This is a genomic window from Pseudomonas flavescens (assembly GCF_013408425.1).
In the GTDB taxonomy this organism is placed as follows: Bacteria; Pseudomonadota; Gammaproteobacteria; order Pseudomonadales; family Pseudomonadaceae; genus Aquipseudomonas; species Aquipseudomonas fulva_A.
This window is the reverse complement of sequence record NZ_JACBYV010000001.1, coordinates 25,619-52,103: the sequence shown is the minus strand read 5'-3', so window position 1 is coordinate 52,103 and position 26,485 is coordinate 25,619. Positions and strand designations below refer to the sequence as shown.

Here is a 26,485-nt window from a genome sequence, read left to right as displayed (position 1 = left end):
CAGGCCCACCTCTGCCCTGCCCACCGCGAGCGAGATCGGCGTCGCACATGAACTTGTGAGCAAGACTCATGAAACCATCCGATCATTTCATGATTTCTTCTCATGACAGCATGCCGACTTTGCTACCTAGTGCTGCCCTCAGCCGCTGACTAAGGTGAGTCAGGCTTATTCGATCCCGCTGCGCTCGATACCAGAAAGCAGCGGCCGAACCTGACGGGAGAAGTGCAGATGCAAACACGCCAACTCGGCAACAGCGGTCTCGACGTCTCGGCCATCGGCCTTGGCTGCATGGGCCTGAGCCACGGTTACGGACCGGCAACCGATCGCAATCAGGCGATAGCGCTGATCCGCGCCGCTGCGGATCGCGGCGTGACCTTCTTCGATACCGCCGAAGTCTACGGGCCGTTCACCAACGAGGACGTGCTTGGCGAAGCCTTGGCCCCCATGCGCGATCAGGTGGTGATCGCTAGCAAGTTCGGCTTCACCTTCGGCGACGACGGCAAGCAGCAGATACTCGACAGCCAGCCACGGCAGATTCGCCTGGCCGTTGAGGGCTCGCTCAAGCGCCTGCGCACCGAACGTATCGACCTGCTTTACCAGCATCGCGTCGACCCGCAGGTGCCCATCGAAGAGGTCGCCGGTACCGTCGCCGAGCTGATTGCCGAGGGCAAGGTCCTGCACTTCGGCCTGTCCGAAGCCGGCGCGAGTACCATCCGCCGCGCCCATGCCGTGCAGCCGCTCGCTGCGCTGCAGAGCGAATACTCGTTGTGGTGGCGCGAGCCCGAGCAGGAAATCCTGCCGCTGCTCGAAGAGCTGGGCATCGGCTTCGTGCCCTTCAGCCCGCTGGGCAAGGGTTTTCTCACCGGCGCGATCAAATCGGGGCAGCAGTTCGGCAGTGACGATTTCCGCAGCCAGGTGCCGCGCTTCGAAGCCAGCGCACTGGACGCCAATCAGCTACTGGTCGAGCTGCTGCAGGAAATCGCCAGGGACAAGGGGGCGACACCGGCACAGGTGGCGATTGCCTGGCTGCTGGCGCGCAAACCCTGGATAGTGCCGATTCCCGGCACCACCAAACTGGCACGGCTGGAAGAAAACCTGGCTGCCGCATCGCTCACCTTCGATGCCGCCGAGATGACCCGGATCAACAATGCGGTCGAACAGATCCCGGTTGCCGGCAATCGCTATCCAGCGGCGCTGCAGGCGAGGGTCGGTCGATGACGGCCGGGCATCGCACATGAGCGATACTCACGACCCACTGCGCCGCACGCTGCTCGCCGCGCTCGCCAGCGCGCCCTTTCTCGCTGGCGTCAGCCCGGCCACCAGGGGTGCAGAGATGCAGCGCCAGGGCTCGCGCCTGCTGGTGGCGTACTTCTCGCGCAGCGGTAATACCCGCGTCATCGCTGGCCTGCTGCAGCGCACGCTGAGTACCGACCTGCTGGAGATCCAGCCGGCCACACCCTATCCCGAGGACTACCTGCAGACCGTCGAGCAGGCCCGTCAGGAGCGCAGCAGTGGCTATCGACCAGCGCTCGCCTCCATGGAAGTGGATCTCGCCTCGTACGACACGCTGCTGCTGGGTTTTCCGATCTGGGGCGGCAGTACACCAGCGGTGATCCGTTCCTTTCTGGCCGCCCACGACCTTTCCGGCAAAACCCTGATTCCGTTCGTCACCCATGGCGGCCATGGGCTGGGGGACAGCGAATCGATCCTCGTCAGCCATGCCAGAGGTGCGCGGGTACTCGAAGGCTTCAGCCTGGAAGCCGATCAGGAGCGCCGCACCATGGAGCGCGTCAACCGCTGGCTCGACACCGCCGGGATCAGCGGCTGAAACGCCCTCACCCATTCATCGATTGAGGAGATACGACATGAGTGCACGTCGAACCAGAGCGTTGGTAACAGCTGCCGCGCTATCGGTGGGCAGCCTCAGCGCAGACGCGCAGGAAGCCACCGATATCCGTATCGCACGAGCTGGCGAGCAGCCGTCCGTGCAGGTACCCGCCGAATACTTCACCGGTAACGTCCGCCTGGATGCGCCGTTCAAGGGCAGCGATGCCGCGCGGGTCAGTGGCGGCACGGTCACCTTCGAACCCGGTGCACGCACCGCCTGGCACAGCCACCCACTCGGGCAGACGCTGATCGTGGTCAGCGGCGTGGGCTACGTGCAGAACTGGAATGGTCCGCGGCGGGAAATCCGCCCAGGCGATACCGTGTGGATCGCGCCGGGGGTCAAACATTGGCATGGCGCGACCGCCACCACGGCGATGAGCCACATCGCCATTGCCGAAGAGTTGGACGGCAAGGTCGCCGAGTGGATGGAAAAGGTCTCGGACGAGCAGTACGCGACGCCGCCACAAGCCACTTCTGCGCAGTAGGGCAAGGCAGCGAGCCGTCGATAGCGACGGCTCGCTCACTCGCTTGAAGCTACCCCTTGGCCGCACGCAAGGTGATTCGGGTGATCTCCGACGGTTTGCCCAGGCGCAGCGGAAAGCCATTCCACAGCCCGGCGCCATTGCTGACGTACAGACGCATATCACCCACCGTGTACAGCCCGGACACGTAGCCCTCGTTGAACGCCTGAGTGACCCAGTGCATACCCAGTACCTGACCACCGTGGGTGTGACCGGACAACTGCAGATCGGCACCGGCCAGGGCATTGCCCGACGCCGCCAGTGGCCGATGGCTGAGCAGGATCACCGCCGCCTCCTGAGGCACCCCGGCGAGTGCGGCCTCGATGTCGGGCAGCGGCTGGCCGAAGCGGCTGGCGGCCGGATCGGTGATGCCGGCCAGCACCAGGCTGGCACCCGCGTCCTCGATGGTCACGTGCTCGTTGAGCAGCATGGGCAGCCCCAGGGATTCGAAGTGGCCAAGCCAGTTCTGATATTCGGCGTAGTACTCGTGGTTGCCGGGAATCGCGTACACGCCAAGCCGTGCACGCAGATCACGCAGCGGCTCGACATCCTGCTCGCGGGCAGCGACGGTGCCATCCACCAGATCGCCGGTGATCAGCATCAGATCCGGCTGCAACGCGTTGGCCTTGGCGACGACTGCTTCCATCCACGGGCGCTGCAGAAGTCGGCTGGCGTGCAGATCGGTGAGCTGCACCAACTGCAGGCCATCCAGTTCGGACGGCAACTGGGCCAGCTCGATCTCGACGTCGCGCACATCCGGCACCCGCACCGCCTGCCAGACGCCAAAGGCCGACAGCAACATGGCGGCCGCCCCAACGCCTGCCCGTAAACCCGGCGCCTTGGCGGCACGGCCGACGGCGCCAGCCCGAGCGAAGACCAGCGCAGTGAAATCCAGCACCAGCAGCACCAGCGCGCTGACGATCAGCGCACCGAATGCCCAGCCCAATAACATCAGTACCTCGCCCGGAATTTCCGGGGAAGCCATGCTACCGAAGAAGCTGCGGGTAATCAGATGGTGCTCGGCAACCAGCAGGATCAGCACGCCCAACAGAGCTTTGACGGGGCGCGACCAACGCTGGATGCAGATCATTCGCCAGAATACATAGAGGGCTATGAGGCCCGTGATCAGGTGAAACACGGTTTATCTCGCTTGTTCAGAAGGTGAATCGGCTGCGGCCTCATGTGACCTCGACAGCACAACGGGGTGCCGCTTTTTCCTGTAAGCCTTTGCGACAGGATTAATCAAACAGACTCTCTATAAAGATAAAAGCGGCGCAAATAAAGTATCAACAAACGAATACCCTCATGAGCAGCAGTCATCAATAACAACATTCAACTGTCAATACCGCGACCTAGCATGAATCAGCACCAACTGTATTGCCCATTCCAATGAGAAACAGCACAAAGCAAACTTCCGTATTAATTCACCCACTTTTCTGCGGGCAAAAAAAACCGCCTCATGATGAGGCGGAAACCAAAGGATGATGAACTGGAGAGACCACCGGCTTCTCTCGAAAGCCAATGGTTATGAGTTCATCACCCCGAATGTTATAGGCAAACACCTGCTGCTCAGCATCATTTGCATCGATAGTAATAATCGACTCCTGTGGTTGGCTCGCGCCCCTGCGCCAATGATAACTATCGCACTGCCTCGATATATCCAGGCGAATAATAATTATGTTTATGGAATGGTGAATCAACACTTCAACACCTGCCAATCGACTAGGAGCATCCATGTTCAAGCACAAGAAACTCGCACTCGTCTGTGCGTGCCTGGCAGCAGGCATTCCACTGGCCCAGGCCAGTGAACAATCCGAATCCAACGGGTTCATCGCCGACAGCAGCCTGAAACTGCTGTTGCGCAATGCGTACTTCAACCGCGACTTCAAGAACAGCGCCCCCGATGCCAAGGTATGGGGCCAGGGCTTCATCACCACCTTCGAGTCCGGCTTCACACAGGGCACCGTCGGTGTAGGCGTGGATGCCTTCGGCCTGCTCGGGGTCAAGCTGGACAGCGGTCGCGGCCGCAATTACAGCGCCTTCTTCGACACCGACGGTGATGGCCGCCCAGTCGACGATCTTTCCCAGGCGGGCGCGGCGGTCAAGCTGCGCTTCTCCAACACGGTGGTCCGTTACGGCAACCAGTTCCCGTCCTTGCCAGTACTCGCCCATGACGACAGCCGTCTGCTGCCGCAATCGTTCACCGGCACGCTGGTCACCAGCAACGAAGTGCAGGGCCTCGAACTGAACGCCGGTCGCTTCACCGCCGACAGCCCGATGGGCGACCCGGCGCGGGACCCGAACCGCCTGAAGAACATCGATGTGCTGGGTGGCAGCTACGCCCTCACCGACAACCTGAGCGCCGCGCTGTATCACTCGGATGTGGAAGACGTTTACGAGAAGTACTACGCCAACCTCAACTACACCACGGCGCTGAGCGATAACCAGGCGCTCAACTTCGATTTCAACCTGTACCGCACCGACTACGACGACAACTCAGCCGCAGCGCTGGATTTCGGCGGCGACGGGCGCAACGACCGCAATACCATCTGGAGCCTCGCGGCGAAATACAGCGTCGGCTACCACGCCTTCATCATCGCCCATCAGAGAAACACCGGCGACGCCGGCTATGCCTATGACTACGGCGATGGCGGCAGCAGCGTCTACCTGGCCAACTCCTACTACTCGGACTTCAACCTGAAGGATGAACGCTCCTGGCAAGCCAGCTACGAGCTGGACTTCGCCGGCTATGGCGTACCGGGCCTGCGCTACAAGTTCGCCTATGTGCGTGGCGACAACATCGACACCGGCGGCGACAAGGAAGGCACGGAGCGCGAGCTGTTCAACCAGGTCAGCTACACCGTGCAGAACGGTGCGGTCAAAGACCTCTCCGTGCGCCTGCGCAACTCCATCTACCGCTCCAGCAATGATGTCGGCCCGGACCTCAACGAGATTCGCGCCTTCGTCGAATACCCGCTGAGCATTCTGTAAGGCAGCCGCAAGGCGAACGACGACCCGCAGGTCGTCGTTCGTCGATCACCTTTGCCAGCCTGCACGACGCCCTATTCGAGCAGCCGGCGCACGCGCTGCAGGTCCTCGAGGGTATCGATGTCCGTGAGGATGCCCGGATCATCGAGCTGCAGTTGCAGCGCGCGCCCCGCAGCACGGTAACGCTGCACGACGGATACGGCACCTGCCTCGCCGCTGAGCGCGATCAGCTCGTCGAAGCACTCGCGAGCGAACCCCACCGGATGGCCTTTGGCGCCATCGAAGACCGGCACCACCACGGCACTCTCCGCCAGGGCAGCGGCCACACTGCGGATGCTCTGTGCGGTCACCAATGGCAGATCGCCCGGCAGCACCAGCCAGCCCGAAGCACCTGCGGTGGCCCGCACGCCTTCGGCAATCGAATCGGCCATGCCATCGCCAGGAGCACTATGTACCACGTGAACGGCGAGCCCGGCGCGTTCGACTGCCGTCAGCACATGCTCGAGAACCGGCTTGCCGTGCAGATCGGCGTGCAGCTTGTTCGACGTCCCCCCGGAGGCCCGGAAGCGCGAGCCGCGACCCGCCGCCAGCACGATCACCACGGGAGCGTTCGAGAGCATGGCTACAGCGCCCCCCGGTCGATGCCGTTGGCGACCCTGAGCACATCGGCCATGGTCGCCAGGGCGATTTCCGCCGGCGACTTGCTGCCCAGTTGCAAACCGATTGGCGCGTGAATCCGCTGCATCTCGTCAGGCGTCAGGCCGCCCAGACGGGCCAGCCGCTCCAGGCGCTTGCCACTGGTGCGTTGCGAGCCCATGGCACCGATGTAGAAGGCATCGGTACGCACGGCTTCGATAAGCGTCAGATCGTCCATGCGCGGATCATGGGTCAAGGCCAGCACCGCGGTGGCGCGGTGGGCGCCCTGCTCGGCGATGAAACGGGCCGGCAGCAGTTCGAGCACCTGCATGCCTGGCAGGCTCACCTCGGCGATCACCTCGGGCCGCGGATCGCAGAGGATCACCTCGTAACCGAGGGACAGCGCAAAGCTGGCGCAGAACTCGGCAACCGGCGACCACCCCGCCAGTATCACCCGCAGCACGGCACCCATGCGGATCGACACATGTTCCTCGCCGCGCTGGATCTTCGTATCGCTCATGCTGCCCGGCCGGCACTCGCCGACCCCATTGCCCAGCGGCACATCGCGGATCAGCAGTTCACCGCCGCCGAGTGCATGCTCGACCTGCGCCAGCATCGCCTCGGCAGCAGCACCAGGCTCGATGTACTCGACCAGCACATCCAGCACACCGCCACAGGGCAAGGCACGGGTCGGCGTCAATCCGCCTTCGCCGTAGCGCACCACCTGATTGCGCGTGGCGAACGAACCGCCCGCCACGCGCTCGAGAAAATCTTCCTCCACGCAGCCGCCGGACAGCGACCCGCAGAATGAACCACACGGCAACGCCACCAGCATCGCGCCGGGTGCGCGGGGCGCGGAACCAAAGGTCGACAGTACGGTGCACAACCAGATCGGTTGCCCTTCCGCCAACCAGGCACGCGCCTGCTGAACGACCTGCAGGTCAAGCTGCTTCATCTACACCACCTCGCCACATCAACCAGGCAACGCAGGCCGCCCGCTTGGCAGCCTGCGCTCGTTCGACCCCACCTTAACGGGTGGCCATCAGTTTTTCCTTGGTGATGGGCAGGCTGCGAATGCGCCGCCCCGTTGCGTGATACACCGCGTTGGCGACGGCGGCAGCCAGCCCCGTCACACCGATCTCGCCAATGCCGCGGGCACCGAATTCGCCAAGTTGGTAATCCGGGTAGTCGAGCAACAGCACGTCGATATCCGGCTGATCACCATGCACCGGCACCATGTATTCGGCGAAGTTGTTGTTCACCGGCAGGCCATTGCGCGGGTCGTGCTCGGCCGCCTCGAACAGCGCCATGCCGATGCCCATGATGATCGCGCCCTCGACCTGATTGCGCGCCGCCAGTGGGTTGACCACCTTGCCGACGTCGATGGCGCTGACCACCCGCGCAACCCGCAGACGCGAGATGCCCGGGTCCCAGCGCACTTCGACGAAGTGCACGCCAAAGGAACGGAAGGAGTACTTGTCGTTCTCCGAGGCACCGCTGTGGTAAGTCGCCTCGGCCCGTGACAGACGCTGACGGGTCAGTACATCGGCAAAGCTGGCATTCACGCCGCCCTTGCTCAACTGCCCGTTTTCCCCCAGTTCGATGCTCTGTGGGTCCTGGCCAGCGAAAGGACCGTCGTTCATCACCGCATACTCGCGCAACGTGTCCAGCGCCTGGCGAGTCGCGCCGGCGACGGCAGGCATCAGGCTGGCCGTCACCCAGGAACCGCCGGACAGGGCGCCGGGCGGGAACGACGAATTGCCCAGTTGCACCTCGACGCGATCCATCGGCAAGCCGGTCAGTTCAGCGACCGTCTGCGCGATGATCGTGTAGGTGCCGGTGCCGATGTCCTGCAGGCCGCACTGCACCAGCGCGCGACCATCGGCGCGGAGGATCACCCGCGCATCGGTCGCCACCTGAAAAGCCTCCCAGTTGCAGGCGCCCACCCCGTAACCGATCAGTTCGTCACCCTCGCGCATGGCGCCGACGGCCGCATCGCGCTGGTGCCAGCCAAAGCGCTCGGCAGCCTTCTCGATGGCTTCCGGCAGGTGGTTGCTGGACCACGGCAGGTTGGTGCTTTCGTCTTTGCTTGCCAGGTTGTTCTGACGGAACACCAGCGGATCGACGCCGCTGGCCAGGGCGATCTCATCGATGGCCGACTCCAGGGCGAACAACCCGGGGGCCGCTCCGGGTGCGCGCATGGAGGTCGGCGTACCGCGATTCACCTGGCCCATGCTGTGGCTGACCAGCACGTTCGGGCAGGAATACAGACTCTTGGTCACCCCGCCGCAGGTCTCGGTGTAGTTATCCAGGGTCGAGGTGCTGTTGTAGGACTCGTGACGGATCGACACCAGTCTGCCTTCGCCATTGGTAGCCAGGCGCATGCGCTGGCGAGTTTCCGGGCGGTGGCCGACGGTGGTGAACATCTGCTCGCGCGGCAACATCAGTTGCACCGGCCGCTTGGTAACCCTGGCAGCCGCGCAGGCGGCGATGGAGTGCGGCCATGGCCACAGCTTGGCGCCGAAACCGGAGCCGATGTAAGGCGCCAGTACCTCGACCTGATCGGTGGACAGGTCGAAGACATTGGCCAGCACGTTGCGGTGGTTGACCACCCCCTGGCTGCTTTCATAGACGAACAGACGACCATCGCGCCAATGGGCGGTGGTGGCATGCATCTCCATGGGATTGTGGGTTTCCACCGGCGTGGTGTAGGTGACGTCGATGCGATGCGCCGCCTGCTGAAACCCCGCTTCGGGATCACCACGTTCGTGACCGCCACCACCGGCACGGGCACCGCGGGTACGCAATGCGTCGTCGAGGCTGTTGATCGACTCGTCCGCCTGGTAATCGACATTCACCTGATAGGCCGCTGCCCTTGCCTGCTCGAAACTCTCGGCCACCACCAGAGCGACGAACTGCCCTGGGTAATAGACCCGGTCGTCCTCGAAGGGCAGCCGGTGCTCGTCCACCTTGCTGGCGGTGAGGATGTTCTTGATCAGGTTCTTGGCGCCACTGGGCGTGCGATGCAGGCGCGGGAAATTGCCATGGTGCAGCACCTCGACGACACCGGGCATGCGCCGCGCCTGCTCGTCGTGAACCGCCAAAATTCGCCCGCTGGAAATGCTGCTGTAAACGCCATAGGCGTAAAGCTGACCGTCCAGATGATGATCCGCGGCATACAACGCCGCGCCACTGACCTTCTGACGACCTTCTACGCGCCGCTGGGCGACGCCGATGATTTTATCGCTCATGAAAAGCTCCTGAAGAGCCTTTTCACGATCTAACGAGCTAGAGCCATACAAGGCCTAGGCGGCCCCAAAAAAATAAGCGAGGAAGCGGAGTTTACGGCTGTAAATGAGCATTCCGAGCTTGTTTTCAACGCAGTAGGGCCGACGCGCAGCAGATCGTGAATAAGGGTCTAAGTCGTAAGGTCGCGCAGGTTGCGCATAACCACCTGCTGCCCCAGTGGAATCTTGAAGGCGTTGTGCTCGTATGCACGCGCCCCTTTGACCGCCAGTTCCGCCACCCGGGCGAAGGTCTCCGGGGTGGCCCGCTGACCGATCAGCGCCCGCTCGGCTTCCGTGGCGCGCCACGGCTTGCTGCCCAGGCCACCGAGGGCGACGCGGGCATCGGCGATTCGCTGCCCGTCGAGCACCAGAATGATCGCGCTGGAGGCCAGGGCAAACTGGTAGGAGGCGCGGTCGCGCAGCTTGAGGTAGGCGGAACGACTGCCGGCAAGCGGCGCGTCCAGGGTCACGTGGGTGATCAGCTCACCGCGCTCCAGCGCATGTTCGCGCCAGGGTGTCGCACCGGGCAGCAGATGGAAGTCGCCGAAGGGGATTTGCCGCTCGCCCGCGGCGCCGTGCACGGTGACCTGTGCACCGATGGCGGCAATGGCCACGCACATGTCCGACGGGTGCGTGGCGATGCAGTGCTCGCTGGTTCCCAGCACCGCATGCACGCTGCGATTGAGCCCGCCGATGGCCGCGCAGCCCGAGCCGGGCTCACGCTTGTTGCAGGCTGAAGTACCGTCGCGGAAGTAATTGCAGCGCACCCGCTGCATGACGTTGCCGGCGGTGGTCGCCTTGTTGCGCAACTGCGTCGAAGCGCCAGCCAGAAGGGCCTGGGACAGTACCGGATAGTGCTCGCGCACCAGCGGGTGATTGGCCAGATCGGTGTTGCTGACCAGCGCGCCGACGCGCAGCCGACCATCGGCCAGGCGCTCGACCTGCTTCAGTTGCAGGTGGTTGATGTCGACGATCTGCTCGGGCTTCATCACGTCCAGCTTGACCAGATCGAGCAGCGTGGTGCCGCCTGCGAGGTAAGAGCGTGGTTCGTCGCCGGTCATCGAGCCGATGGCGTGTGCAGGCGACTCGGCACGCACGAAATTGAAAGTACGCATCAGATCGCCCCTCCCATCTTCGACCGCGCGGACTGCACCGCGCTGAGGATGTTCTTGTAGGCGCCGCAGCGACAGATGTTGCCACTCATGGCTTCGCGAACGCTGGCGTCGTCACTGGGGATGTTCGGGTCCTTGAGAATCGCCACGGCGCTCATGATCTGCCCGGACGTGCAGTAGCCGCACTGATAGGCGTCGTGCTCCCAGAAGGCCTCCTGTACCGGGTGCAGGGTGTCGCCCTGGGCCAGGCCTTCGATGGTGGTGATGCTGTCGCCGTCATGCTGCACCGCGAGGGACAGGCAGGAATTGATCGCCACGTCGTTGACCAGCAGGGTGCAGGCGCCGCATTGACCGTAATCACAGCCCTTCTTGGTGCCGGTCAGTTGCAGGCGGTCACGCAATACATCGAGCAATACCGCATTGGCCGGTACGTTCAGCGCGTGCACCTGACCATTGACGACCAGCCGGATACGCTGCTCGCCGACGCCGGGCGCCGATTTGTCCTCGATACCGGGTAGCGCATTCTGGACGGTCGCCAGGGCGCTGTCGGGAATCAGCCCGGACAGCGTCGCCGCGGCGATGCCAGAGGCACCGAACTTGAGAAAACTACGCCGCGTTGGCGATACCGCCAATGCGGCCGGATCCACTTCAACCACCGGGCTGTGCAACGTCTTGCGATCTTTCATCACGGTCACCTCAAGGTCGCTCATGTCGGCAAACCGCTGAACATCGGCGGCTGCCACGACTCATTTCGTTTTATCGCCACTGCACCAGGCATTGAACTTGGTAGCTGCGGCTCTCACTTCGGTTCACTGTTTTTAGTGTCCGGGACAATAAAGACATCCAGCATCGGCACACAACAGCGAGTGCCCATCCCACCAACGACAGGGCATTCGCGAATACGAACGTATTCGTATAAGCAAGGGCGATATACGAACGACCGTTGAAGCTAGCAGCTATCGGCCCGGGTGATTAGTGGCGAATGGCTGCAAGACCTGATGAATGAGGCTCATGAATGGCTGACACCCAACGGGGCCGCGATTATTCGCAGATTAATAAAGAAAGTTCTTTATATGCCTGACACATGAAGAAGCAACTGCAGGGAGCAGGCAACGGCACTGGAGAAACTTGCCCATGGACAAACTTGCCTATTACCGCGTGAGACTGCTGATAGTTGCAGCAAGCACCGACACTCCAACCCCGCTATCAGGTATTCATGAACGGCAGGAAGTTGCTTGAAGTTGCCTAAACATGTAATCGACCGAATTACGGCATTGCGCCATCCGGAAAGATGCTGAAGTCAGGGCATGGCAGTATCGAAGGGATGAAGCATCCAGAACCGCAACGCAATCGCCTCACGGTTCTGGCAACGCGGCAGATTACACGTACGCCTGACGCGCCGTACCGCGTGGCAGCCGGTTGCGACCGGGAATCTGCTCCAGCTTCTGCCGCCATGCCTCGCGCACGCTCAGCGCAGCCTTGGGCTCAGGTTGCTTGACCGGCGCCTTGGCCGCACGGGCAGCTGCACGCAGCTCGGCCAGGGTCGGCGTGCGGTTGACCGCCGCGGCTGGGGCAGCCTCCTTCTCGAGCGAGCGCAGGCACAGCTTGCAGGAAACCTGCGCCTGATCCTGGGTGGCGCTGAGGCTCGAACCGGTGCGGCCACAAGCGACAGCATCAGGGGAAGGCGAGTAGTGAATGGCCAACGTGACATCTCCAGCAGTAAAACGGGGCGGCGATTTTACATATCCGCCGACCTTTCTGTGCAGTCAGATGAGAGAAGTCTTGTTCAGCGAGGTGCCCTGGGGGCGATCAAACCGGCTGAATGCCAGCCTGAGGTGCTTTCTCGGGAGTCATCGCCGCGCACATGGCGAGAAGCTGGTTGACCGTCCACGGCTTGGGGATCACCGCCACGTTGAGGCCTTCGAAATCGGTGGTCCCTTCCAGGAAGCCGGAAGAGATGATGATCGGCAGATCCGGAAAACGGTCGCGGATCAGGTGGGCGAGAAAGATACCGTCGATATCGCCGGGCATGCTGAAGTCGGTCAGCACCATCTGCACCTGACCGTCGCTGCTGGACAGGAACTCCCAGGCATCGTCGGCACAGGGGAAGGCTTTCACCTGGTGACCTTCGTCTTCGAAGATCTCCACGAGGAGCTCTCTGATGGAGCGTTCGTCTTCGGCTATGACTATCAGTGGCATCGCATGGATCCGGGCAGTAGGAGTCAGGCTCTGACCAGCGGCCATGAGCAAGATTTCATAAATATACACGGCTGCCGACTGGCGGCAGCAGCGCCAGCGATACCGCAGCCTGCCAGGCAGGCCGCGGTGTCGCGCCGCGTCACTCGAGGCGGAAACGGTTCACCAGTTTCTGCTGGTGCTCGGCCAGTCGCGCCAGCTCCTGACTGGTGGCTGCGGTCTGCTCGGCACCGGAGCTGACCTGAATGGCGACGTCGTTGATCTCGACCACGTTGCGGTTGATGTCCTCGGCGACCGCGCTCTGTTCCTCGGCGGCCGTGGCGATCTGCATGTTGCGGTCGTTGATGCCGGCCACCCCGGCGGCGATCTCGGCCAGCAGGTCACCTGCACGCTCGATGTTGGCCGCCCCGGCCCGGGCCTTGCCGAGGGTCTCCTCCATGGAATGGGTGGCGAGATCCGAGCCTTTCTGCAGATTGGCGATCATCTCCTGAATATTGCCGGTGGACTCCTGGGTCTTCTGCGCCAGGGTCCGTACTTCGGAGGCGACCACAGCGAAGCCGCGACCGTGATCGCCGGCCCGCGCCGCTTCGATGGCCGCGTTGAGGGCCAGCAGGTTGGTCTGATCGGCGATCCCGCGGATCACGTCGAGCACGGTGGAGATCGAATCGCTCTCGTGCTTCAGATCGCCAATGATCCGCGCGGTCTCGTCGGCCTGGGTGGAGAGCTCACGAATGACCGCCACGGTACGCTCGATTTCCTTGCGCCCCTGGGTGGTGCTGAGGTTCACCTGACGGGACATTTCCGCGGCATCGCTGGTGCTCTGCGCCACATCGCGAACCGTCGCACTCATCTCGTTGATCGCCGTGACCACCAGCTCGGTGCCCAGGCGCTGCCGCTCCAGGCTGTTACTGGTCTGCAGGGTCACCGCTGAGGACTCTTCGGCTGCGGTGGCCACCTGCGCGGTGGCGGAACCGATCTCGCGCACGATCTGCGCCAGCTCTTCGGCCATACGGTTGAGGTTGCGGGTGATTTCGCCGAACTCGTCCTTGCCCTGATAGGCCGAGCGTGCAGTCAGATCGCGCTGCGAAAGGGCCAGCAGCGCGGTGTTCGCCTCACGCACGGCGAAGTTGATGTTGTTGATGATCAGGTAGGACAGCACGGTCACCACCGCCAGCGCTGCCAGCACGGCGATCACCGTCATCCACAGTAGGCCGGCGGCCTTGTCGCGTGCCTGGGCGGCCAGGGTGCCGACGTTCTGGCCCAGTTCGGTCTCCACTTCGCCCATCAGGTCGATGCGGTTGGTGGAGGTCTGGAACCAGTCGGTGGCCTTGACGCCAAGCGACTCGCCAAGGGGCGTTTCGAATGCCAGCTTCTGCAGGCGCGCCACTTCCAGCCCACTGGGCTGCTGGAGCTTTTCGTCGAGCTTGGCCACGAAATCCGCCGAGGCATTGCGGCGAAAGCCTTCCGAGTACGCGGAGAACTCGCCAAGGTTACGGCTGAAGGTAGAGAGCAGATCGGCGTCGAAACGGTCCTGGTTGAATACCACGCCGAGCATGGCACGCTCGCGCCCGGCCCGTTCCTTCATCTCGATGAACTGGGTGAGCGATGACAGTGCGCGGGCCAGCGAGGGGTCATCGACACTGCGCTCGAGGCCGTGGGTGTAGCCGATCAGCGTGCGGATGATGGCCGTGTAACGCGCACCCGACTCACGGTTGTCGATCGCCAGCTTGTCGACCTGCCCGCGGGTCGCATCCAGGCCACTCAACGCAGCGAGGGCTTCATCGAGCTGTGCCCCGGAGCTGCCGGACAGCGCACGCACTTCGCCCAGCGCCGTGTCGGTCTGCCCGCGCATGCGCTGCAGAACGTCCTGCATGCTCTTGCCCTTGCTGCCGAGGAACACCCCACTGGCCCCCCGCTCACGCTGTACCACGGTAATCAACTGGCTGACTTTCTGTGCGGCGGCGCTGGCTTCCTGGGTTCGATCCATCTCTTCCAGCGTCTGATAGCTCCCCACCACCTGCAACGCGGCCAACCAGAGAAAACCGAGTACCGGACAGGCGAGGATCAGCAACAGCTTTAGGCTCAACGGGATATTTCTGAGCACGGTGTAGTACCTATTTCATCTGCTTCACCGGTATTCCCTGGCGAAGCGAAAACAATTGCCTGCGGTCGCGCTTTTTATCGACGGCGCGTTGAGCAGGAGGAGGCGCATGAAGATGCGGCACACAGAAGCGTTTGGAAAAGGCAGATGAAGTGTTCATCGGCGCGCCCCGGACATTCTTTAGGCGATATCGGCGGCACCGTCAGCGATAGTCGAGAGGCGGCCGGGACAGCACGCTGCCTGCAGTTCAGGTCAATCGATGCGCTCCTGCGTCTCCTGCGGCAAGTGCGTATCCACCTGCAGCCAGGGCAGCCGACTCTGGGTCCAGATATGCCGGTCAGCCGGCGCCAGCGCTGGGTCATCCAGTGTCGCGACGGTCACATCCATGGTTCGCGGACTCAGGGTAGTGAACAGCGCCAGGTGCGCGCCGCAGGCAGAGCAGAAATGTCGCGTGCAGGTCGCCGAAGAGGCGTAGCGCGCGGGCGCACCCTGCAGCCAGGTGAAGTGCTGCAGCGGCACGGTGATCCAGGTGACCAGAATGCCGCCGGTGCTGCGCCTGCAGATGGAGCAGTGACAATGGGCGATATCGCGCAATGGTGCCTGGAACCGATAACGCACCGCGCCGCACTGGCAACCACCCTCGTGTAGCTCGCTCATGGTTCTCTCCTGACGTGCGTGGGTATCCAGCTTGCCTGATCGTGCGGCACTGGCGAAGATGCACGCTCACCACCACCGGGGGCTCCCGTGACCGAACTGCTTCTGGCCCTCTGGCCACTCTTCGCCTTGATCGTCGGCGGTTACGAACTGCGTCGCCGCGGTTTTCCCAGTGAAGCCTTCTGGCCCGGCGCCGAACGCCTCAACTACTTCATCCTGTTCCCTGCCCTGCTGTTCAACAGCCTGGCCACCGCGCCACTGGACAACCCGCAGTTGCCGCGGCTGGCGCTGGCGGTGCTGCTCGGCCTGGGTATCGCCTGGCTGGTGCTGCTGATCGTACGGCGCCTGCAAGGCTGGCCAGCGTCGCGCTTCGGCGCGTTCAGCCAGGGCATTCTGCGCTTCAATACCTACCTGGGCCTGGCAGCGGTGGGCAGCCTGTTCGGCCAGCCGGGCCTGACCCTGGCAGCACTGATGCTGGCGCTGATGGTGCCGGCCGTCAACGTGCTGTCGGTGTGGTCGCTGACCGCCGAGCGCGGCGTCAGCGTACGCAGCCTGCTGCTGCCGATCATCCGCAACCCGCTGATCCTCGCCTGCCTGGCCGGAGCCCTGGTCAACCTCAGCGGCCTGGGCTTGCCGGGCGGCAGCGACCGCCTGCTCAGCCTGCTCGCTGCCGCCAGCCTGCCCCTGGGCCTGCTGTGCGTCGGTGCGGCGCTGAAACCGGAACAACTGGGTGGTGAGGTTCCGGCTCTGGCCTGGAACAGCCTGCTGCGTCTGTTACTGATGCCACTGCTGGCCTTCGCTGTCGCCTACCTTCTGCAGTTGCCGGCCATGGAAAGCACCGTGCTGGTGCTGTTCTTCGCCCTGCCCACCGCACCCACTTCCTATGTGCTCACCCGCCAGTTGGGCGGTGATGGAAACCTGATGGCCGGCATCATCACCCTGCAGCATCTGCTGGCCGCCGCCTCGCTGGTAGGCGTCCTTTATCTGCTCGAGCATCTGCTCTAGCGGGCGGCCAGTGCGGGCTTGCCAACCTGCACCGGCATCTGCGAAAACACCTGACGCAACGAAAATTACCTGCATTTGGCGAAAGCTGGCTGAAAGGTTCGTGCTCTAGCATCCGCCCACTGACCGACAAAGATCGGTCGATGAGCTGCCGCCAGAGAGGCCCGCAGCTGCCGTCAACAAGAACAAAACAGGTGATTAACCATGCTCCGCCCTAGTTCTCCACGCCTGCTGCACCCCCTCCGTTCGCCCCGTCGCTAACGCTGACCGCCTTTTCGCACCGTAGCCGAATCACGTCCGGAGAATCTCCATGCTGACTTTCCTTGGCTTTGCCATGGTTTCGACTTTCATGTACCTGATCATGAGCAAACGCCTGTCGGCGCTCATCGCTCTGATCATCATCCCGATCATCTTCGCCCTGATCGGCGGTTTCGCCGCCCAGATCGGTCCGATGATGCTCGAAGGCATCAGCAAGCTCGCCCCAACCGGCGTGATGCTGATGTTCGCCATCCTCTACTTCGCCATCATGATCGACTCGGGCCTGTTCGATCCGCCCGTTCGCCTGATCCTCAAGCTGGTCAAGGGTGACCCGCTGAAGGTCGCTGTCGGCACCGTGGCCCTGGCGCTGATCGTTTCCCTGGATGGCGACGGTTCGACCACCTACATGATCTGCGTCGGCGCCATGCTGCCGCTGTACAGCCGTCTGAAGATGAGCCCGACCATCATGGCCGGCCTGATCATCATGGCTGGCGGCATCATGAACATGACCCCATGGGGCGGCCCGACCGCTCGCGCAGCCAGCGCCCTGCACGTCGACCCATCGGACGTATTCGTACCGATGATTCCGGGCATGATCGTGGGTGCCATCGTGCTGTTCGGCGTTGCCTACTACTATGGTCTGCGTGAGCGCAAGCGCCTGGGCGTGCTGCAACTGCCGGAAGGCAAGATCACCCAGGACGAGATCAGCGTTTCGCAGTTCCCGGAAGCTCGTCGTCCCAAGCTGATTCTGATCAACGCCCTGCTCACCGTGATCCTGATGACCACGCTGATCGCCGGCCTGCTGCCGATGCCCGTGCTGTTCATGATCGCCTTCAGTATCGCCATGATCATCAACTACCCGTGCCTGCAACAGCAGAAGGACCGCATCTCCGCCCATGCCGGTAACGTGCTGGCGGTGGTCGGCCTGATCTTCGCTGCCGGCATCTTCACCGGCATCCTGACCGGTACCGGCATGGTCGACGCCATGTCGAAGAGCCTGCTGGCCGTGATCCCCGATGCACTGGGCCCACACCTGGCGGTGATCACCGCACTGGTGAGCCTGCCGTTCACCTTCTTCATGTCCAACGACGCCTTCTATTACGGCATCCTGCCGGTACTCAACCAGGCGGCATCGGGCTACGGCATCAGCGCCGTGGAGATGGCCCGTGCGTCCATCGTTGGTCAGCCGGTGCACCTGCTCAGCCCGTTGGTTCCCTCGACCTACCTGCTGATCGGCCTGGCGAAGATCGAATTCGGTGACCTGCAGCGCTTCACCCTGAAATGGGCAGTCCTGATCTGCATGGCCATCCTGGCTGCAGCCCTGGTACTGGGCGTGTTTCCACTATTCGGTAGCTAGCGGATCAGTCGACGTTTCAGCGCAAACTGCGGTGTGCTGAAACGTCGATAGCCCTCGATGCACACATTTTGACGAAATTTTCACACGAGTAGCGCTAGAATTCGGCACCCTGGCCGCGTTTTCGCGCTAGTCGTCCACTCACTCGCAAGGAACATCTAATGGAATGGCTGACCAACCCGGAAATCTGGGTTGCCTTCTTGACCCTGACTGCCCTGGAAATCGTCCTGGGCATCGACAACATCATCATGATCGCAATTCTGGTCAGCCGCATGCCGCAGCACCTGCAAGCGCGCACTCGCTTCTTCGGCCTGGCCCTGGCGATGGTTACGCGCATCCTGCTGCTGCTGTCCATCACCTGGATCATGCGCCTGACCGCTGACCTGTTCTTCATCTTCGGCCAGGGTATTTCCGGTCGTGACCTGATCCTGTTCTTCGGTGGCCTGTTCCTGCTCTGGAAGAGCAGCAGCGAGATCTATCACAGCCTGGAAGGTGAAGAAGATAACGTGGAAGCGCCCAAGGGCGCGGCCAAGCACTTCATCGGCACCATCATTCAGATCGCCATCATCGACATCGTATTCTCTCTGGATTCGGTGATCACCGCGGTCGGCATGGTTTCCCATGTACCGGTCATGGTCGCGGCCATCGTCGTTGCCGTCATCGTGATGATGATCTGCGCCGGCACCATCAGCGACTTCATCGAGAAACACCCGAGCCTGAAGATTCTCGCCCTGTCGTTCCTCATCGTGGTCGGCACCGTGCTGATCGCCGAGAGCTTCGAAGTCCACGTACCGAAAGGCTACGTCTACTTCGCCATGGCCTTCTCGCTGGGCGTTGAAGCCCTGAACATCCGCCTGCGTAACGCCCGCCGCCGCAAGGAAGGCCTGGACGACGTAGAACCGGTGAAACTGCGCAAGGACGTCCCTGGGCAGTGATCGGCTCACGCTGATGCAATGAAAAACGGGGCCTTTCAAGGCCCCGTTTTTTTATGCCTGCTCGATGGGCCCGGTACCCGGAAGAGCACCTGCCTGACAAACTCGCTGGCGTTAACCCGAGACACGGCATGCCCCGCTCCACCACGCCACAGCTTGAACGAGCTCACCGGATTGCACTGCAACCGTCGCCACGCTAATCTGCCCACGTCGCTGCCTATTCAGCGACCGGGTTTGGCGACCCGATCAGCAAAAGGCGCACAGGCGCCCATATCTCCATTGCAGGCGCTTTTTTGTGCCCGTAGCAATGCAGTGTTATGGCGGCCGTGCGTGGGAGACCTTCGGGTCTGCCGGGTTCCTTTTGCCCCGGTTCGCCAACCTGCGCACGGCTGCCACCCATAATCGTTTGGCGACGGTTCGTGGCAGCTTCCAGCATGCAAAAGGAGTATTGCCACATGAAGCACTCGCACAGCCCCGATCCGTCAGCACGAACCCATGCCGATTGCGAAAAAGGGGGCCAGCACCATGACTGACCTTCTCCCGCTATCCAGCAACCCGAGCAGCACGCCCGTACTGCTGATCGATACCAGCCGCTCCTACATCGACCTGCAGGAAAGCGCCGAACAACGCCTCGGCGCGGTTCGTGGCCTGCTGCAGAGCCTCGCGCTCATGAACATCACCCTGGCGGATGCCAAGGACCTGCGCTACCTCTGCGAAGCCGCGTACCTGCTGACCGAGGACGCCTATGATCTGGCCAGAGCCGCCCACCATGCGGCAATGCGCGAGGGGCGCCAACACTGAGAAGGGATGGACGAAAAACGGGGCCTGGAAACAGGCCCCATTTACGTCTGACGCCGGGCACGTCGCTGTTCATGAATGGCAGCATGAAGGCAGGGACCGATGCGCGTATTGAGCGGAGCACCGCGCAGACTCAATTCAAGGCCGAGCATCCGTTTCGAGTGATCAGGCACCAGTGTGATTACACCAAGGTGTGCTTTCGCTGCTTGGTGCAACCAAGCTCAGGTGTTGGGGTAGATTTGTGGGGATTCCTCAGGGTCTGCCCCCATAAACCCAGTATTAGCTTTAAATTCTTAGCAAATCACCCTCAGTAGCAAGTGCATGCGTGCAGCTCCCCTCGGCAGCAAGGACCTTCAAGAAACCTGGAAGATCAAACTCAGTTTTCTCAACAACTTCAGAATTTGAGTCATAGCAATATACAGAGTCACTATCTGGCAGTGCTGTTTGCAAGAAATAATACTGAGCCTCAGAAACAAACGAGAAAACAAACGGCTTATTTAAATACTCAAAGAAACCCATCTCTTGCAATTCGGAAAAAAGCCAAATTAAAAAAGCAAGTAATCACGAACAAACCAATGAGGCCGATAAATATGAATAACATCATCACCTATTAATCCTCCACTGCTCTTACCCATTTCAACTAGAAAAGCCCTAGGGGAATCCTTCACCTCAATATTGTAGAGCCTACCGACCCTGTCTAAGTCCTCGAGAGTATAACCTATACAGCCCTTCCCCCTAGAATCAGCACCAAAAAGAGATTTAACTAAATTGCTCATGGGTCCTTCCTAGCACTACGCTGAAAAATAAAAAATCAAACAACGGGTTCTCCCCAAAAAAATTCTACTTATTAAAGCACAACGAGCACATACCTGTCTTAGAGGGCGAAGCATTCTGAACAGCAATTGAAACCATCGCAGTACCTCCAGAATAAACATCCTGCAAATAGTCCATAAGTTTCTGTTTAGTTTGATTGACATTGATAGAGCCTCTAGTTCCAGCTGAAACACAAGAAATAGAATTAGAGCCCTTCGCAACTACTTTGTAATCCACTCCATTGACATTAACGTTCTTAGGAGCGTTCCCTCATCAACAAAAGCGCTTTTCGGTCTTCCAATTACTCGGTCGGCGGAAACAGGCGCTCCCGGTAATCTGGCATTAGCGAATCAACCTGTTCAAACAACTCGGGGCCGGTCTACAGATTGAAGAACGTATAGGCATCTGCATTGGATGTGAGATGATGGCTACGGCGATGTTGAAGAATTGCAGCTCGGCGCCTAGGATTCACCTGGGCTGCCCCGTGGGCTCGGTGTGCGTTCGCAACTATCACCGTAGCCTGAGAGCAGCCTTTCTTCTTCTAGATCAATCGGTTAACGCGTAAGCAAGTTCCATTCGACTCTGACCTCATCGACTCTGTGAGAGCCCCTTTTCTGCTCATTATCTATTTTCTCTATTCCCAACCCAATACGCCGCCGCACCAGCCCCAATTAAGTAATCGTGATCATTGTGACATAGCAAAAGGCTGAATTTATCATCAGTTAGATAAAACACGAATCCGGGACACTCTGACAAAATTCTGACTACATCATTACCTGTAGCAATAGAGAACATAGTAGCTTCATCATCCCTATCGAAAAACATAGTAACCCTGCTAAAAAATGGAAACTCAGAAATTGCTCTCCATCCGTCTGGCTCATAACTACTGCAATCACCACTCAACCGCTCCCATAGAGGAGAGCCTCCATTCCCATGGGAATATTTCCTCTCAATGCAAACCCTGACAGTCGCCGTCTCTTCACTATTAAGCTGCGCCACAGAACACCCTAGAGCATTACTAGCACTCAAAACTGCGTCTTTAATAAAACCCATAAAATTCACCGTTTATGGGGAACATCATCTAAAATTATGAAAGGTATTAGGGGACAGACCACGATTCACTCAAAGATCGAGAAATAATCGTGATCTGCCCCCTATTACTCCGTACTCCGGAGATTTTTTGACCAGTGAACACATGAGTGCAATCGGCTCTAAATTCTCCCCATTGGCCTTCACTCAGCAATCTATCCAGGCAGCGGCCGCCTGACAGCACCCAAGCTCTCCTTGTTAATGGCGCCTATAGCGCTGAAGTTAACTTTGGCCTGCTCAAGGCTAACGGAATTTGCACCGCCCTCATATGTTGGGTCACGATATTGTACCTCGTTATCCTCCCATCCACAGACGGGACAAACCTGAAAAGTACCGGGCGGACCTTCATCAAATGTTAGATTTTTACAGCAAGGACAAACATAACTCATATCTAAAACCTCTCACCGCCTGTTCCAATAATTAATTCCATCTGCGGGGCGAAACATAGTTCTCGAAGCTCCATCCTGCCCCAGAACGCCAAAGGTATTAGTTTTTGGATCATATCTGAGAGTATCACCGCGAGAGTTTTTTGGTCAGTGTGCTTTGAGGCGGATTCGTTAAAAAATTTTAGCTTGCTCAGCATACTGCTTCGCATTCTTCGGTATTAGGGGACAGACCATGACTCACTCAAAGATCGAGAATAATCGTGGTCTTTTCCCTATTACTTATTCAGCTCCCGGACCTCCAGCTGGGCAGGCGCTTGATCGTAGCTGGCCTGACTCATCCAGGTGGGCCGCCTGGATGGCCTCTCTAGGGTGATTAGGTGATCGCGTATGCCAAAGCGCTCGCCTCGCCGGAAGTCGGTACTCCGTCGGCGAGCACCATATTTTTCGAACACATCTTCAATGCCTCTGCGCGGCAATTCGCAGAGAAAAAAACAGACAACGCTTAGGTTTTTTTCTTTAACAAACCGTGTTCATCGGGGTTGAAATTTTTTGGCCATATAGTTTTACTATCATATAATGCCCCGTGAAGCTTACATTGATCCAGTCCGGAGACACTAAAGTCGGCACCAGATAATTCTGCACCGCGAAAGTCTCCTCCTTCCACATTGGAATTTTTAAGACTTGCTAAGCTAAAGTCTGTTTCAGTGAAATCAGAATACATAAGTAACGATTCAGAAAGATCACTCCCCCTCATTCTAGACCCCGTTAATACCGCATTAATCAAAGAAACCCCCTTCATTTTTGAATCATTTAACACAGAGCATTAAAAAACAGAACCCCTTAAATCACAACCGGTAAAATCTGCTTTACTAAAATCCAAATATTCAAATACAGCGCGATGAAAATTAATACCTTTAAGATCAGCACCAACAAAGCTATCAATAGAAAGCTCAAGGGAATCGCCCGTCTCAAACCTCACAGTAATCATCTGTTATCCCATTCCAATAGAAAAGGAGACAGATTTATTTAATCTTAACCACCCGAAAAATAAATCAGTCCGCTTTCCGCTTGCCCCCTTTTCCTGCTACGTTTAAAGAATCAAGCGTTTCAGGCCCTCACAAAAGCTCTTGAAATCAGAAACCTCAACAACAGTCTCTAATCCAAAATATGTATTAGAAGACGCCTCATCTGCCTTACCACAATTAAACAATATAATTATAGAAAAATACCCATCAGAAATATCTACCACTTCACCATCTAAGAACTGTATCTGAATATCACTCTCCAAAGGAACATAAGAAAGTGACTGCGCATATTCACCAAGGATCAATCCTCGCACATGGTTATCGAACTCAGCAACCAACCTCTCTATATCTTTACTGTACAGTCTACAAGCAAAATCCCCCTGTAAGAACCTAGAAAAATCCTTAGCCAAAGCACAGGAAATCCTGAAGTCAAAAAAACCTTCATCGTTACACACTTTGACAGGCGAAAACATTAAGCACCCAGCTTCTGTCTGAAAAACAATATCTGAAAAATTATTCATTTTAAAAAGGCAAATCCTCCCAGCCTTGGTTACGAGCCATTTTCGATACTTCTTGCTTTGTGAAATTGGGTATTAGGGGGCAGACCACGATTCACTCAAAGATCGATAAATAATCGTGGCCTGCCCCCTATTACTATTTTCCCCTATTACTACTTTCTTATGCTTTCAACAGCCTTTCTTTTTATATCTATCAAATATGATACACGCACAAGTAATCAATGCAATTAAGCCACCAACCTTCAACCCTAGCTCGCCTGCTCTGACAGCTTCCTTTATAAAATCGAAATGGTTGATTCCCAAACAATAAGAAACAGCAAAAATACGAGCAACATAGATCGTCGCAAACACTCCGGCAATATAAAATACTGGTATAAAAAAAATAAACCCATACTTTCTTATCATTTTCATCTACCACCACCTGCTGTTGATTCTGCCACGCCACCCACTTCTTTTGCCACAACAGAGCCTAACACGGCATTGAGAACCGACTTAATATTACCCATAGACCGCCCACCAAAAACTGCTGCTGCCTCAGCCATTTTCCACCCTGCAGCGCTACCCACAGAAGCACCCGCCATAGAGGCACCAGGGCTTTCTCCTTTAAGAGTCTTATAAACGTACTCCCCTCCCACATTCGTCATGATAGTAACTGGCAAATTTTTTCCTTAGGTCAACCCTCCAATTAAAGAGGCCTTGCCAACACTCACCAAATCCACCGATCCGGTTTTTAAGACAGATGGCACGTCGAGCTGGACCTACGCAACCTCAAGAGCACCATGGGACTGGAAATGCTGAGCTGCAAAACGGCCGCTATGGCAGTGAAGGAGCTTTGGGTTTATCTATTGGCGCACAACTTGATCCGACTGCTCATGGTGCAATCGGCATCAATCGCGGATTGTTTACCACGCCGACTGAGTTTCAAGCACACCCTGCAACTGTGGCTTGCCTGGCGGCAATTTGAGGATTCGGATATTGACGGGCGCCTTCACCAGTTACTGATGCTCATCGCCCAGCAGCGTGTAGGTAGCCGGCCTGGGCGAGTGGAGCCGCGAGCACTCAAACGAAGGCCAAGACCCTATCCACTACTGACCCAAGCGCGCCAAGTGGAACGCACGGAAGTTCAGAAAAAGGGACATCCAAGGAGGGCTAAGTAAGTGCCATTCAAATCTGTCCCTTTTTTCCAAGCTATGGCGGCAAATAGCCAAGTGGCTCACTTTACCAAAATCAAGAATTGCTACTGCTGACTCCGCGCTCGAAAGCCGAAGCAATCATCACCTCGGTGATATCTACACACGATAATAACCCTGCTAAAGTCGCCCCTATCCTTTCAAAGATAACCTCACTAGAGGAAGCATCTCCAAATGCCGCACAGCGTATATATATCTTTAAAAAACTCCGTACGCCATCGCAGACCAACCCTCTCTCGAGACCTCTGATCGAGGCTTCTTCGTATTCGGAAGGGAGCCCAAAATGCCCATATTCAAACGGGCTAACTAAAGATTCTTTATAAATTTCATTTAAAATAGATTTTCTTGTAAGCCTAACCTGGATCCCAGACTCGACAGAACATCGCCGAAAAGTTATGCCTAGGAGCCCGTACATACAGCGCGCGCCGTGTGGAATCATTACCTCGAGTACAAAGCAATCATTTCCAGAACCGGACCCACAGATTCCTTGCTCATCAATACCTGTAAAAAACTCATTTTCCCAGAAACGAAAACGACCTAATCCATCTAGCCTCCCAGAAATCATCTTTTGTCACTCCAAAATCTCAGCCAGTTACCGTTAAAATAACCAGGCTGTTCTTTATTTAACCTATCTATCACTTCTGGATGGTAAACACTGAATGGCGAAACCTGATACTTTTTGAGAGCCTGACCATGAGCCACACTACGTAGCTCTATCCGTTGCCCCTGAACTCTCTCTATTTCATCCACAAAACGAGCACTACCGGTTAACTGCCCTCTCTGAAGTGCAGTCCGGATCAGTTCAATTTCACTTGACGTTACAGCTCGGCGCATGAACTCCATATAACGAATACGACGCCTTTCAGGTATCGCCAAGTGCGATGACGCAAGGGTCAATATCCAACCAATCACTGCCCGCTTGATCAGTGGTGCGCATCTGGTAACTCGACTAGGGGAAGTCGGCGGCCTCGGCAACCATACGGGCCCGAACCGGGTTTAACTCGATATAGCGGCAGCAGACAAGTAAGTAGGCGTCTGACTCGACCACACTGGATTTGTAACGGCTCTCCCAGAGCAATAAAGTTAGTCTGTCCCTTTTCCTTGTTTAGCTTAGCTGATCAGGTAGAAAATAAATCTGTCGACTTATCCGAAAAACCCAACGACACCGCCACCTCAAGTGCAACTTTGGCATAATTTATATTACCATCCGGGCCTGGCTGCTTTTTCATCTCATCAAGCGCATATACAATTTGTAACTTACAGCCAACTCGAAACAATTCAACATCAGAGCTTTCATTTACGTATATACCAATGTCAATCACTGAGCCGTCTTCCACCAACAACTCAACAGTGTTGTTTTCTGCTTTATTATCCTGACCAGCCGCGTAGGCGCGAACAATAATCCCAGAAAAGAAAAGGAGCGGTATATTTCCGAGATAAATATTATCCCACCACTCCTGAGACCCATACAACCCATACTTACCTTTAAGCCCCAGCAGAGGCCTGCCAGAATTCAAAGTTAACGCTTGAGCAGCGGCAACGCGGGCTGGATCTTTCTGTAACTCTTTCCAGTGCGAATAGACGACTTTCATTTGACGATGTGCGCCATCATTCTTTAACAACATCACTACTTACCTTTACGCACGGCTTTAGGGGACAGACCACAACTCACTCAAAGATCGATAAATAATCGTGGTCTGTCCCCTATTACTCTATGGATAACGCCTCGGTTGGAGGA

26 protein-coding genes and 2 pseudogenes are annotated in these 26,485 nt (G+C 58.3%); 9 read left to right on the top strand and 19 right to left on the bottom strand.

All coding sequences use genetic code 11. The features are described from left to right. The first annotated feature begins 228 nt into the window (after positions 1-228). From FHR27_RS00210 to FHR27_RS00200, 3 genes are read left to right on the top strand one after another with little or no spacing between them, the layout of a single operon-like run. Complete coding sequence (locus tag FHR27_RS00210) at positions 229-1,218, top strand: aldo/keto reductase (RefSeq protein WP_042555342.1); 990 nt, start codon at positions 229-231, stop codon at positions 1,216-1,218. A 16-nt stretch (positions 1,219-1,234) separates the two neighbouring features. Next, positions 1,235-1,828 (top strand): flavodoxin, encoded by a 594-nt coding sequence (locus FHR27_RS00205; RefSeq protein ID WP_042555113.1) that lies wholly within the window; start codon positions 1,235-1,237, stop codon positions 1,826-1,828. 37 nt (positions 1,829-1,865) lie between these two features. After that, positions 1,866-2,372 (top strand): (R)-mandelonitrile lyase, encoded by a 507-nt coding sequence (locus tag FHR27_RS00200; protein ID WP_042555112.1) that lies wholly within the window; start codon positions 1,866-1,868, stop codon positions 2,370-2,372. Positions 2,373-2,421: 49 nt separating this feature from the next. Here FHR27_RS00200 and FHR27_RS00195 read toward each other — a convergent pair whose 3' ends face one another. Both FHR27_RS00195 and FHR27_RS00190 read right to left on the bottom strand, forming a co-directional pair. After that, positions 2,422-3,546, bottom strand: a complete 1,125-nt coding sequence (locus tag FHR27_RS00195; RefSeq protein ID WP_042555111.1) for a metallophosphoesterase — start codon at positions 3,544-3,546, stop codon at positions 2,422-2,424. Positions 3,547-3,865: 319 nt separating this feature from the next. Further along, entirely contained in the window at positions 3,866-4,144 is a 279-nt protein-coding gene (locus FHR27_RS00190; RefSeq protein WP_156152752.1) for a hypothetical protein, read from the bottom strand. Here FHR27_RS00190 and FHR27_RS00185 point away from each other — a divergent pair. Next, entirely contained in the window at positions 4,143-5,399 is a 1,257-nt protein-coding gene (locus tag FHR27_RS00185) for an OprD family porin (protein WP_042555110.1), read from the top strand. The genes FHR27_RS00190 and FHR27_RS00185 overlap by 2 nt on opposite strands. Before the next feature lie 71 nt (positions 5,400-5,470). Here the strand turns inward: FHR27_RS00185 and FHR27_RS00180 are convergent, their stop codons facing one another. The 9 genes from FHR27_RS00180 to FHR27_RS00140 all read right to left on the bottom strand — a co-directional run bounded on the left by FHR27_RS00180 (position 5,471) and on the right by FHR27_RS00140 (position 15,385). Beyond that, the gene (locus FHR27_RS00180; RefSeq protein ID WP_042555109.1) at positions 5,471-6,016 is read right to left on the bottom strand and encodes a nucleotidyltransferase family protein; all 546 of its coding nucleotides are present in this window, start codon (positions 6,014-6,016) and stop codon (positions 5,471-5,473) included. A 2-nt stretch (positions 6,017-6,018) separates the two neighbouring features. Next, a complete protein-coding gene (locus tag FHR27_RS00175) occupies positions 6,019-6,987 on the bottom strand; it encodes an XdhC family protein (protein ID WP_042555108.1) in 969 nt (322 codons plus the stop codon). A gap of 73 nt (positions 6,988-7,060) precedes the next feature. Further along, positions 7,061-9,283 (bottom strand): xanthine dehydrogenase family protein molybdopterin-binding subunit, encoded by a 2,223-nt coding sequence (locus tag FHR27_RS00170; protein WP_042555107.1) that lies wholly within the window; start codon positions 9,281-9,283, stop codon positions 7,061-7,063. A gap of 167 nt (positions 9,284-9,450) precedes the next feature. After that, complete coding sequence (locus FHR27_RS00165) at positions 9,451-10,434, bottom strand: FAD binding domain-containing protein (RefSeq protein WP_042555106.1); 984 nt, start codon at positions 10,432-10,434, stop codon at positions 9,451-9,453. Next, on the bottom strand, positions 10,434-11,117 hold the full coding sequence (locus FHR27_RS00160) for a (2Fe-2S)-binding protein (protein ID WP_042555341.1): 684 nt from the start codon (positions 11,115-11,117) through the stop codon (positions 10,434-10,436). The genes FHR27_RS00165 and FHR27_RS00160 overlap by 1 nt, the downstream gene beginning before the upstream one ends. A 693-nt stretch (positions 11,118-11,810) precedes the next feature. Next, positions 11,811-12,134 carry a hypothetical protein gene (locus FHR27_RS00155; RefSeq protein ID WP_042555105.1) on the bottom strand — a complete coding sequence of 108 codons (324 nt, stop codon included), beginning with the start codon at positions 12,132-12,134 and terminating at the stop codon, positions 11,811-11,813. Positions 12,135-12,240: 106 nt separating this feature from the next. Continuing rightward, positions 12,241-12,630: a response regulator gene (locus tag FHR27_RS00150; protein ID WP_042555104.1), complete on the bottom strand. Its 390-nt coding sequence runs from the start codon at positions 12,628-12,630 to the stop codon at positions 12,241-12,243. A gap of 139 nt (positions 12,631-12,769) precedes the next feature. Then, positions 12,770-14,731, bottom strand: coding sequence for a methyl-accepting chemotaxis protein (locus FHR27_RS00145; RefSeq protein ID WP_042555103.1), 1,962 nt, complete (start codon positions 14,729-14,731; stop codon positions 12,770-12,772). 249 nt (positions 14,732-14,980) lie between these two features. Further along, positions 14,981-15,385 carry a GFA family protein gene (locus FHR27_RS00140; protein WP_042555102.1) on the bottom strand — a complete coding sequence of 135 codons (405 nt, stop codon included), beginning with the start codon at positions 15,383-15,385 and terminating at the stop codon, positions 14,981-14,983. Between the two features lie 87 nt (positions 15,386-15,472). Between FHR27_RS00140 and FHR27_RS00135 the strand changes: the two genes are divergently transcribed. The 4 genes from FHR27_RS00135 to FHR27_RS00120 all read left to right on the top strand — a co-directional run bounded on the left by FHR27_RS00135 (position 15,473) and on the right by FHR27_RS00120 (position 19,729). Then, positions 15,473-16,387, top strand: coding sequence for an AEC family transporter (locus tag FHR27_RS00135; RefSeq protein WP_179537484.1), 915 nt, complete (start codon positions 15,473-15,475; stop codon positions 16,385-16,387). Positions 16,388-16,694: 307 nt separating this feature from the next. Next, a complete protein-coding gene (locus FHR27_RS00130; RefSeq protein ID WP_042555100.1) occupies positions 16,695-17,999 on the top strand; it encodes a CitMHS family transporter in 1,305 nt (434 codons plus the stop codon). Positions 18,000-18,157: 158 nt separating this feature from the next. Beyond that, positions 18,158-18,931 carry a TerC family protein gene (locus FHR27_RS00125; protein ID WP_042555099.1) on the top strand — a complete coding sequence of 258 codons (774 nt, stop codon included), beginning with the start codon at positions 18,158-18,160 and terminating at the stop codon, positions 18,929-18,931. Positions 18,932-19,453: 522 nt separating this feature from the next. Beyond that, on the top strand, positions 19,454-19,729 hold the full coding sequence (locus FHR27_RS00120) for a hypothetical protein (protein ID WP_231570199.1): 276 nt from the start codon (positions 19,454-19,456) through the stop codon (positions 19,727-19,729). A gap of 542 nt (positions 19,730-20,271) precedes the next feature. On the opposite strand, the gene FHR27_RS26600 is transcribed toward FHR27_RS00120, so the two are convergent. The 6 genes from FHR27_RS26600 to FHR27_RS00090 all read right to left on the bottom strand — a co-directional run bounded on the left by FHR27_RS26600 (position 20,272) and on the right by FHR27_RS00090 (position 23,968). Next, entirely contained in the window at positions 20,272-20,502 is a 231-nt protein-coding gene (locus FHR27_RS26600) for a hypothetical protein (RefSeq protein ID WP_218878435.1), read from the bottom strand. A gap of 1,281 nt (positions 20,503-21,783) precedes the next feature. After that, the gene (locus tag FHR27_RS00110) at positions 21,784-22,017 is read right to left on the bottom strand and encodes a CPCC family cysteine-rich protein (RefSeq protein WP_179537483.1); all 234 of its coding nucleotides are present in this window, start codon (positions 22,015-22,017) and stop codon (positions 21,784-21,786) included. 499 nt (positions 22,018-22,516) lie between these two features. Beyond that, the gene (locus tag FHR27_RS00105; RefSeq protein WP_264650090.1) at positions 22,517-22,831 is read right to left on the bottom strand and encodes a pentapeptide repeat-containing protein; all 315 of its coding nucleotides are present in this window, start codon (positions 22,829-22,831) and stop codon (positions 22,517-22,519) included. A gap of 6 nt (positions 22,832-22,837) precedes the next feature. Next, on the bottom strand, positions 22,838-23,002 hold the full coding sequence (locus FHR27_RS27125) for a pentapeptide repeat-containing protein (protein WP_179537481.1): 165 nt from the start codon (positions 23,000-23,002) through the stop codon (positions 22,838-22,840). A gap of 102 nt (positions 23,003-23,104) precedes the next feature. Next, positions 23,105-23,560: a hypothetical protein gene (locus FHR27_RS00095; protein ID WP_179537480.1), complete on the bottom strand. Its 456-nt coding sequence runs from the start codon at positions 23,558-23,560 to the stop codon at positions 23,105-23,107. A 165-nt stretch (positions 23,561-23,725) separates the two neighbouring features. After that, the gene (locus tag FHR27_RS00090) at positions 23,726-23,968 is read right to left on the bottom strand and encodes a hypothetical protein (RefSeq protein ID WP_179537479.1); all 243 of its coding nucleotides are present in this window, start codon (positions 23,966-23,968) and stop codon (positions 23,726-23,728) included. A 326-nt stretch (positions 23,969-24,294) separates the two neighbouring features. Between FHR27_RS00090 and FHR27_RS00085 the strand changes: the two are divergent. Beyond that, positions 24,295-24,714: pseudogene (locus tag FHR27_RS00085) on the top strand (IS4 family transposase); the annotation flags it as partial. A gap of 738 nt (positions 24,715-25,452) precedes the next feature. Here the strand turns inward: FHR27_RS00085 and FHR27_RS26755 are convergent. Together FHR27_RS26755 and FHR27_RS00080 are read right to left on the bottom strand one after the other, a co-directional pair. Next, positions 25,453-25,852 (bottom strand): annotated as a pseudogene (locus tag FHR27_RS26755) (transposase); the annotation flags it as partial. A 13-nt stretch (positions 25,853-25,865) separates the two neighbouring features. Beyond that, positions 25,866-26,372 (bottom strand): hypothetical protein, encoded by a 507-nt coding sequence (locus FHR27_RS00080; RefSeq protein ID WP_042555095.1) that lies wholly within the window; start codon positions 26,370-26,372, stop codon positions 25,866-25,868. Positions 26,373-26,485: the final 113 nt, after the last annotated feature.

Excerpts from the sequence above, each read along its gene's own strand:
- FHR27_RS00140 (WP_042555102.1), bottom strand. The coding sequence starts at position 15,385 with ATGAGCGAGCTACACGAGGGTGGTTGCCAGTGCGGCGCGGTGCGTTAT.
- FHR27_RS00080 (WP_042555095.1), bottom strand. The coding sequence starts at position 26,372 with ATGTTGTTAAAGAATGATGGCGCACATCGTCAAATGAAAGTCGTCTAT.
- FHR27_RS00120 (WP_231570199.1), top strand. The coding sequence starts at position 19,454 with ATGACTGACCTTCTCCCGCTATCCAGCAACCCGAGCAGCACGCCCGTA.
- FHR27_RS00110 (WP_179537483.1), bottom strand. The coding sequence starts at position 22,017 with ATGAGTTATGTTTGTCCTTGCTGTAAAAATCTAACATTTGATGAAGGT.
- FHR27_RS00090 (WP_179537479.1), bottom strand. The coding sequence starts at position 23,968 with ATGAAAATGATAAGAAAGTATGGGTTTATTTTTTTTATACCAGTATTT.
- FHR27_RS00205 (WP_042555113.1), top strand. The coding sequence starts at position 1,235 with ATGAGCGATACTCACGACCCACTGCGCCGCACGCTGCTCGCCGCGCTC.
- FHR27_RS27125 (WP_179537481.1), bottom strand. The coding sequence starts at position 23,002 with ATGATTACTGTGAGGTTTGAGACGGGCGATTCCCTTGAGCTTTCTATT.
- FHR27_RS26600 (WP_218878435.1), bottom strand. The coding sequence starts at position 20,502 with ATGAGCAATTTAGTTAAATCTCTTTTTGGTGCTGATTCTAGGGGGAAG.
- FHR27_RS00180 (WP_042555109.1), bottom strand. The coding sequence starts at position 6,016 with ATGCTCTCGAACGCTCCCGTGGTGATCGTGCTGGCGGCGGGTCGCGGC.
- FHR27_RS00210 (WP_042555342.1), top strand. The coding sequence starts at position 229 with ATGCAAACACGCCAACTCGGCAACAGCGGTCTCGACGTCTCGGCCATC.
- FHR27_RS00165 (WP_042555106.1), bottom strand. The coding sequence starts at position 10,434 with ATGCGTACTTTCAATTTCGTGCGTGCCGAGTCGCCTGCACACGCCATC.
- FHR27_RS00150 (WP_042555104.1), bottom strand. The coding sequence starts at position 12,630 with ATGCCACTGATAGTCATAGCCGAAGACGAACGCTCCATCAGAGAGCTC.
- FHR27_RS00170 (WP_042555107.1), bottom strand. The coding sequence starts at position 9,283 with ATGAGCGATAAAATCATCGGCGTCGCCCAGCGGCGCGTAGAAGGTCGT.
- FHR27_RS00160 (WP_042555341.1), bottom strand. The coding sequence starts at position 11,117 with ATGAAAGATCGCAAGACGTTGCACAGCCCGGTGGTTGAAGTGGATCCG.
- FHR27_RS00130 (WP_042555100.1), top strand. The coding sequence starts at position 16,695 with ATGCTGACTTTCCTTGGCTTTGCCATGGTTTCGACTTTCATGTACCTG.
- FHR27_RS00190 (WP_156152752.1), bottom strand. The coding sequence starts at position 4,144 with ATGGATGCTCCTAGTCGATTGGCAGGTGTTGAAGTGTTGATTCACCAT.
- FHR27_RS00125 (WP_042555099.1), top strand. The coding sequence starts at position 18,158 with ATGGAATGGCTGACCAACCCGGAAATCTGGGTTGCCTTCTTGACCCTG.
- FHR27_RS00200 (WP_042555112.1), top strand. The coding sequence starts at position 1,866 with ATGAGTGCACGTCGAACCAGAGCGTTGGTAACAGCTGCCGCGCTATCG.
- FHR27_RS00185 (WP_042555110.1), top strand. The coding sequence starts at position 4,143 with ATGTTCAAGCACAAGAAACTCGCACTCGTCTGTGCGTGCCTGGCAGCA.
- FHR27_RS00095 (WP_179537480.1), bottom strand. The coding sequence starts at position 23,560 with ATGAATAATTTTTCAGATATTGTTTTTCAGACAGAAGCTGGGTGCTTA.
- FHR27_RS00175 (WP_042555108.1), bottom strand. The coding sequence starts at position 6,987 with ATGAAGCAGCTTGACCTGCAGGTCGTTCAGCAGGCGCGTGCCTGGTTG.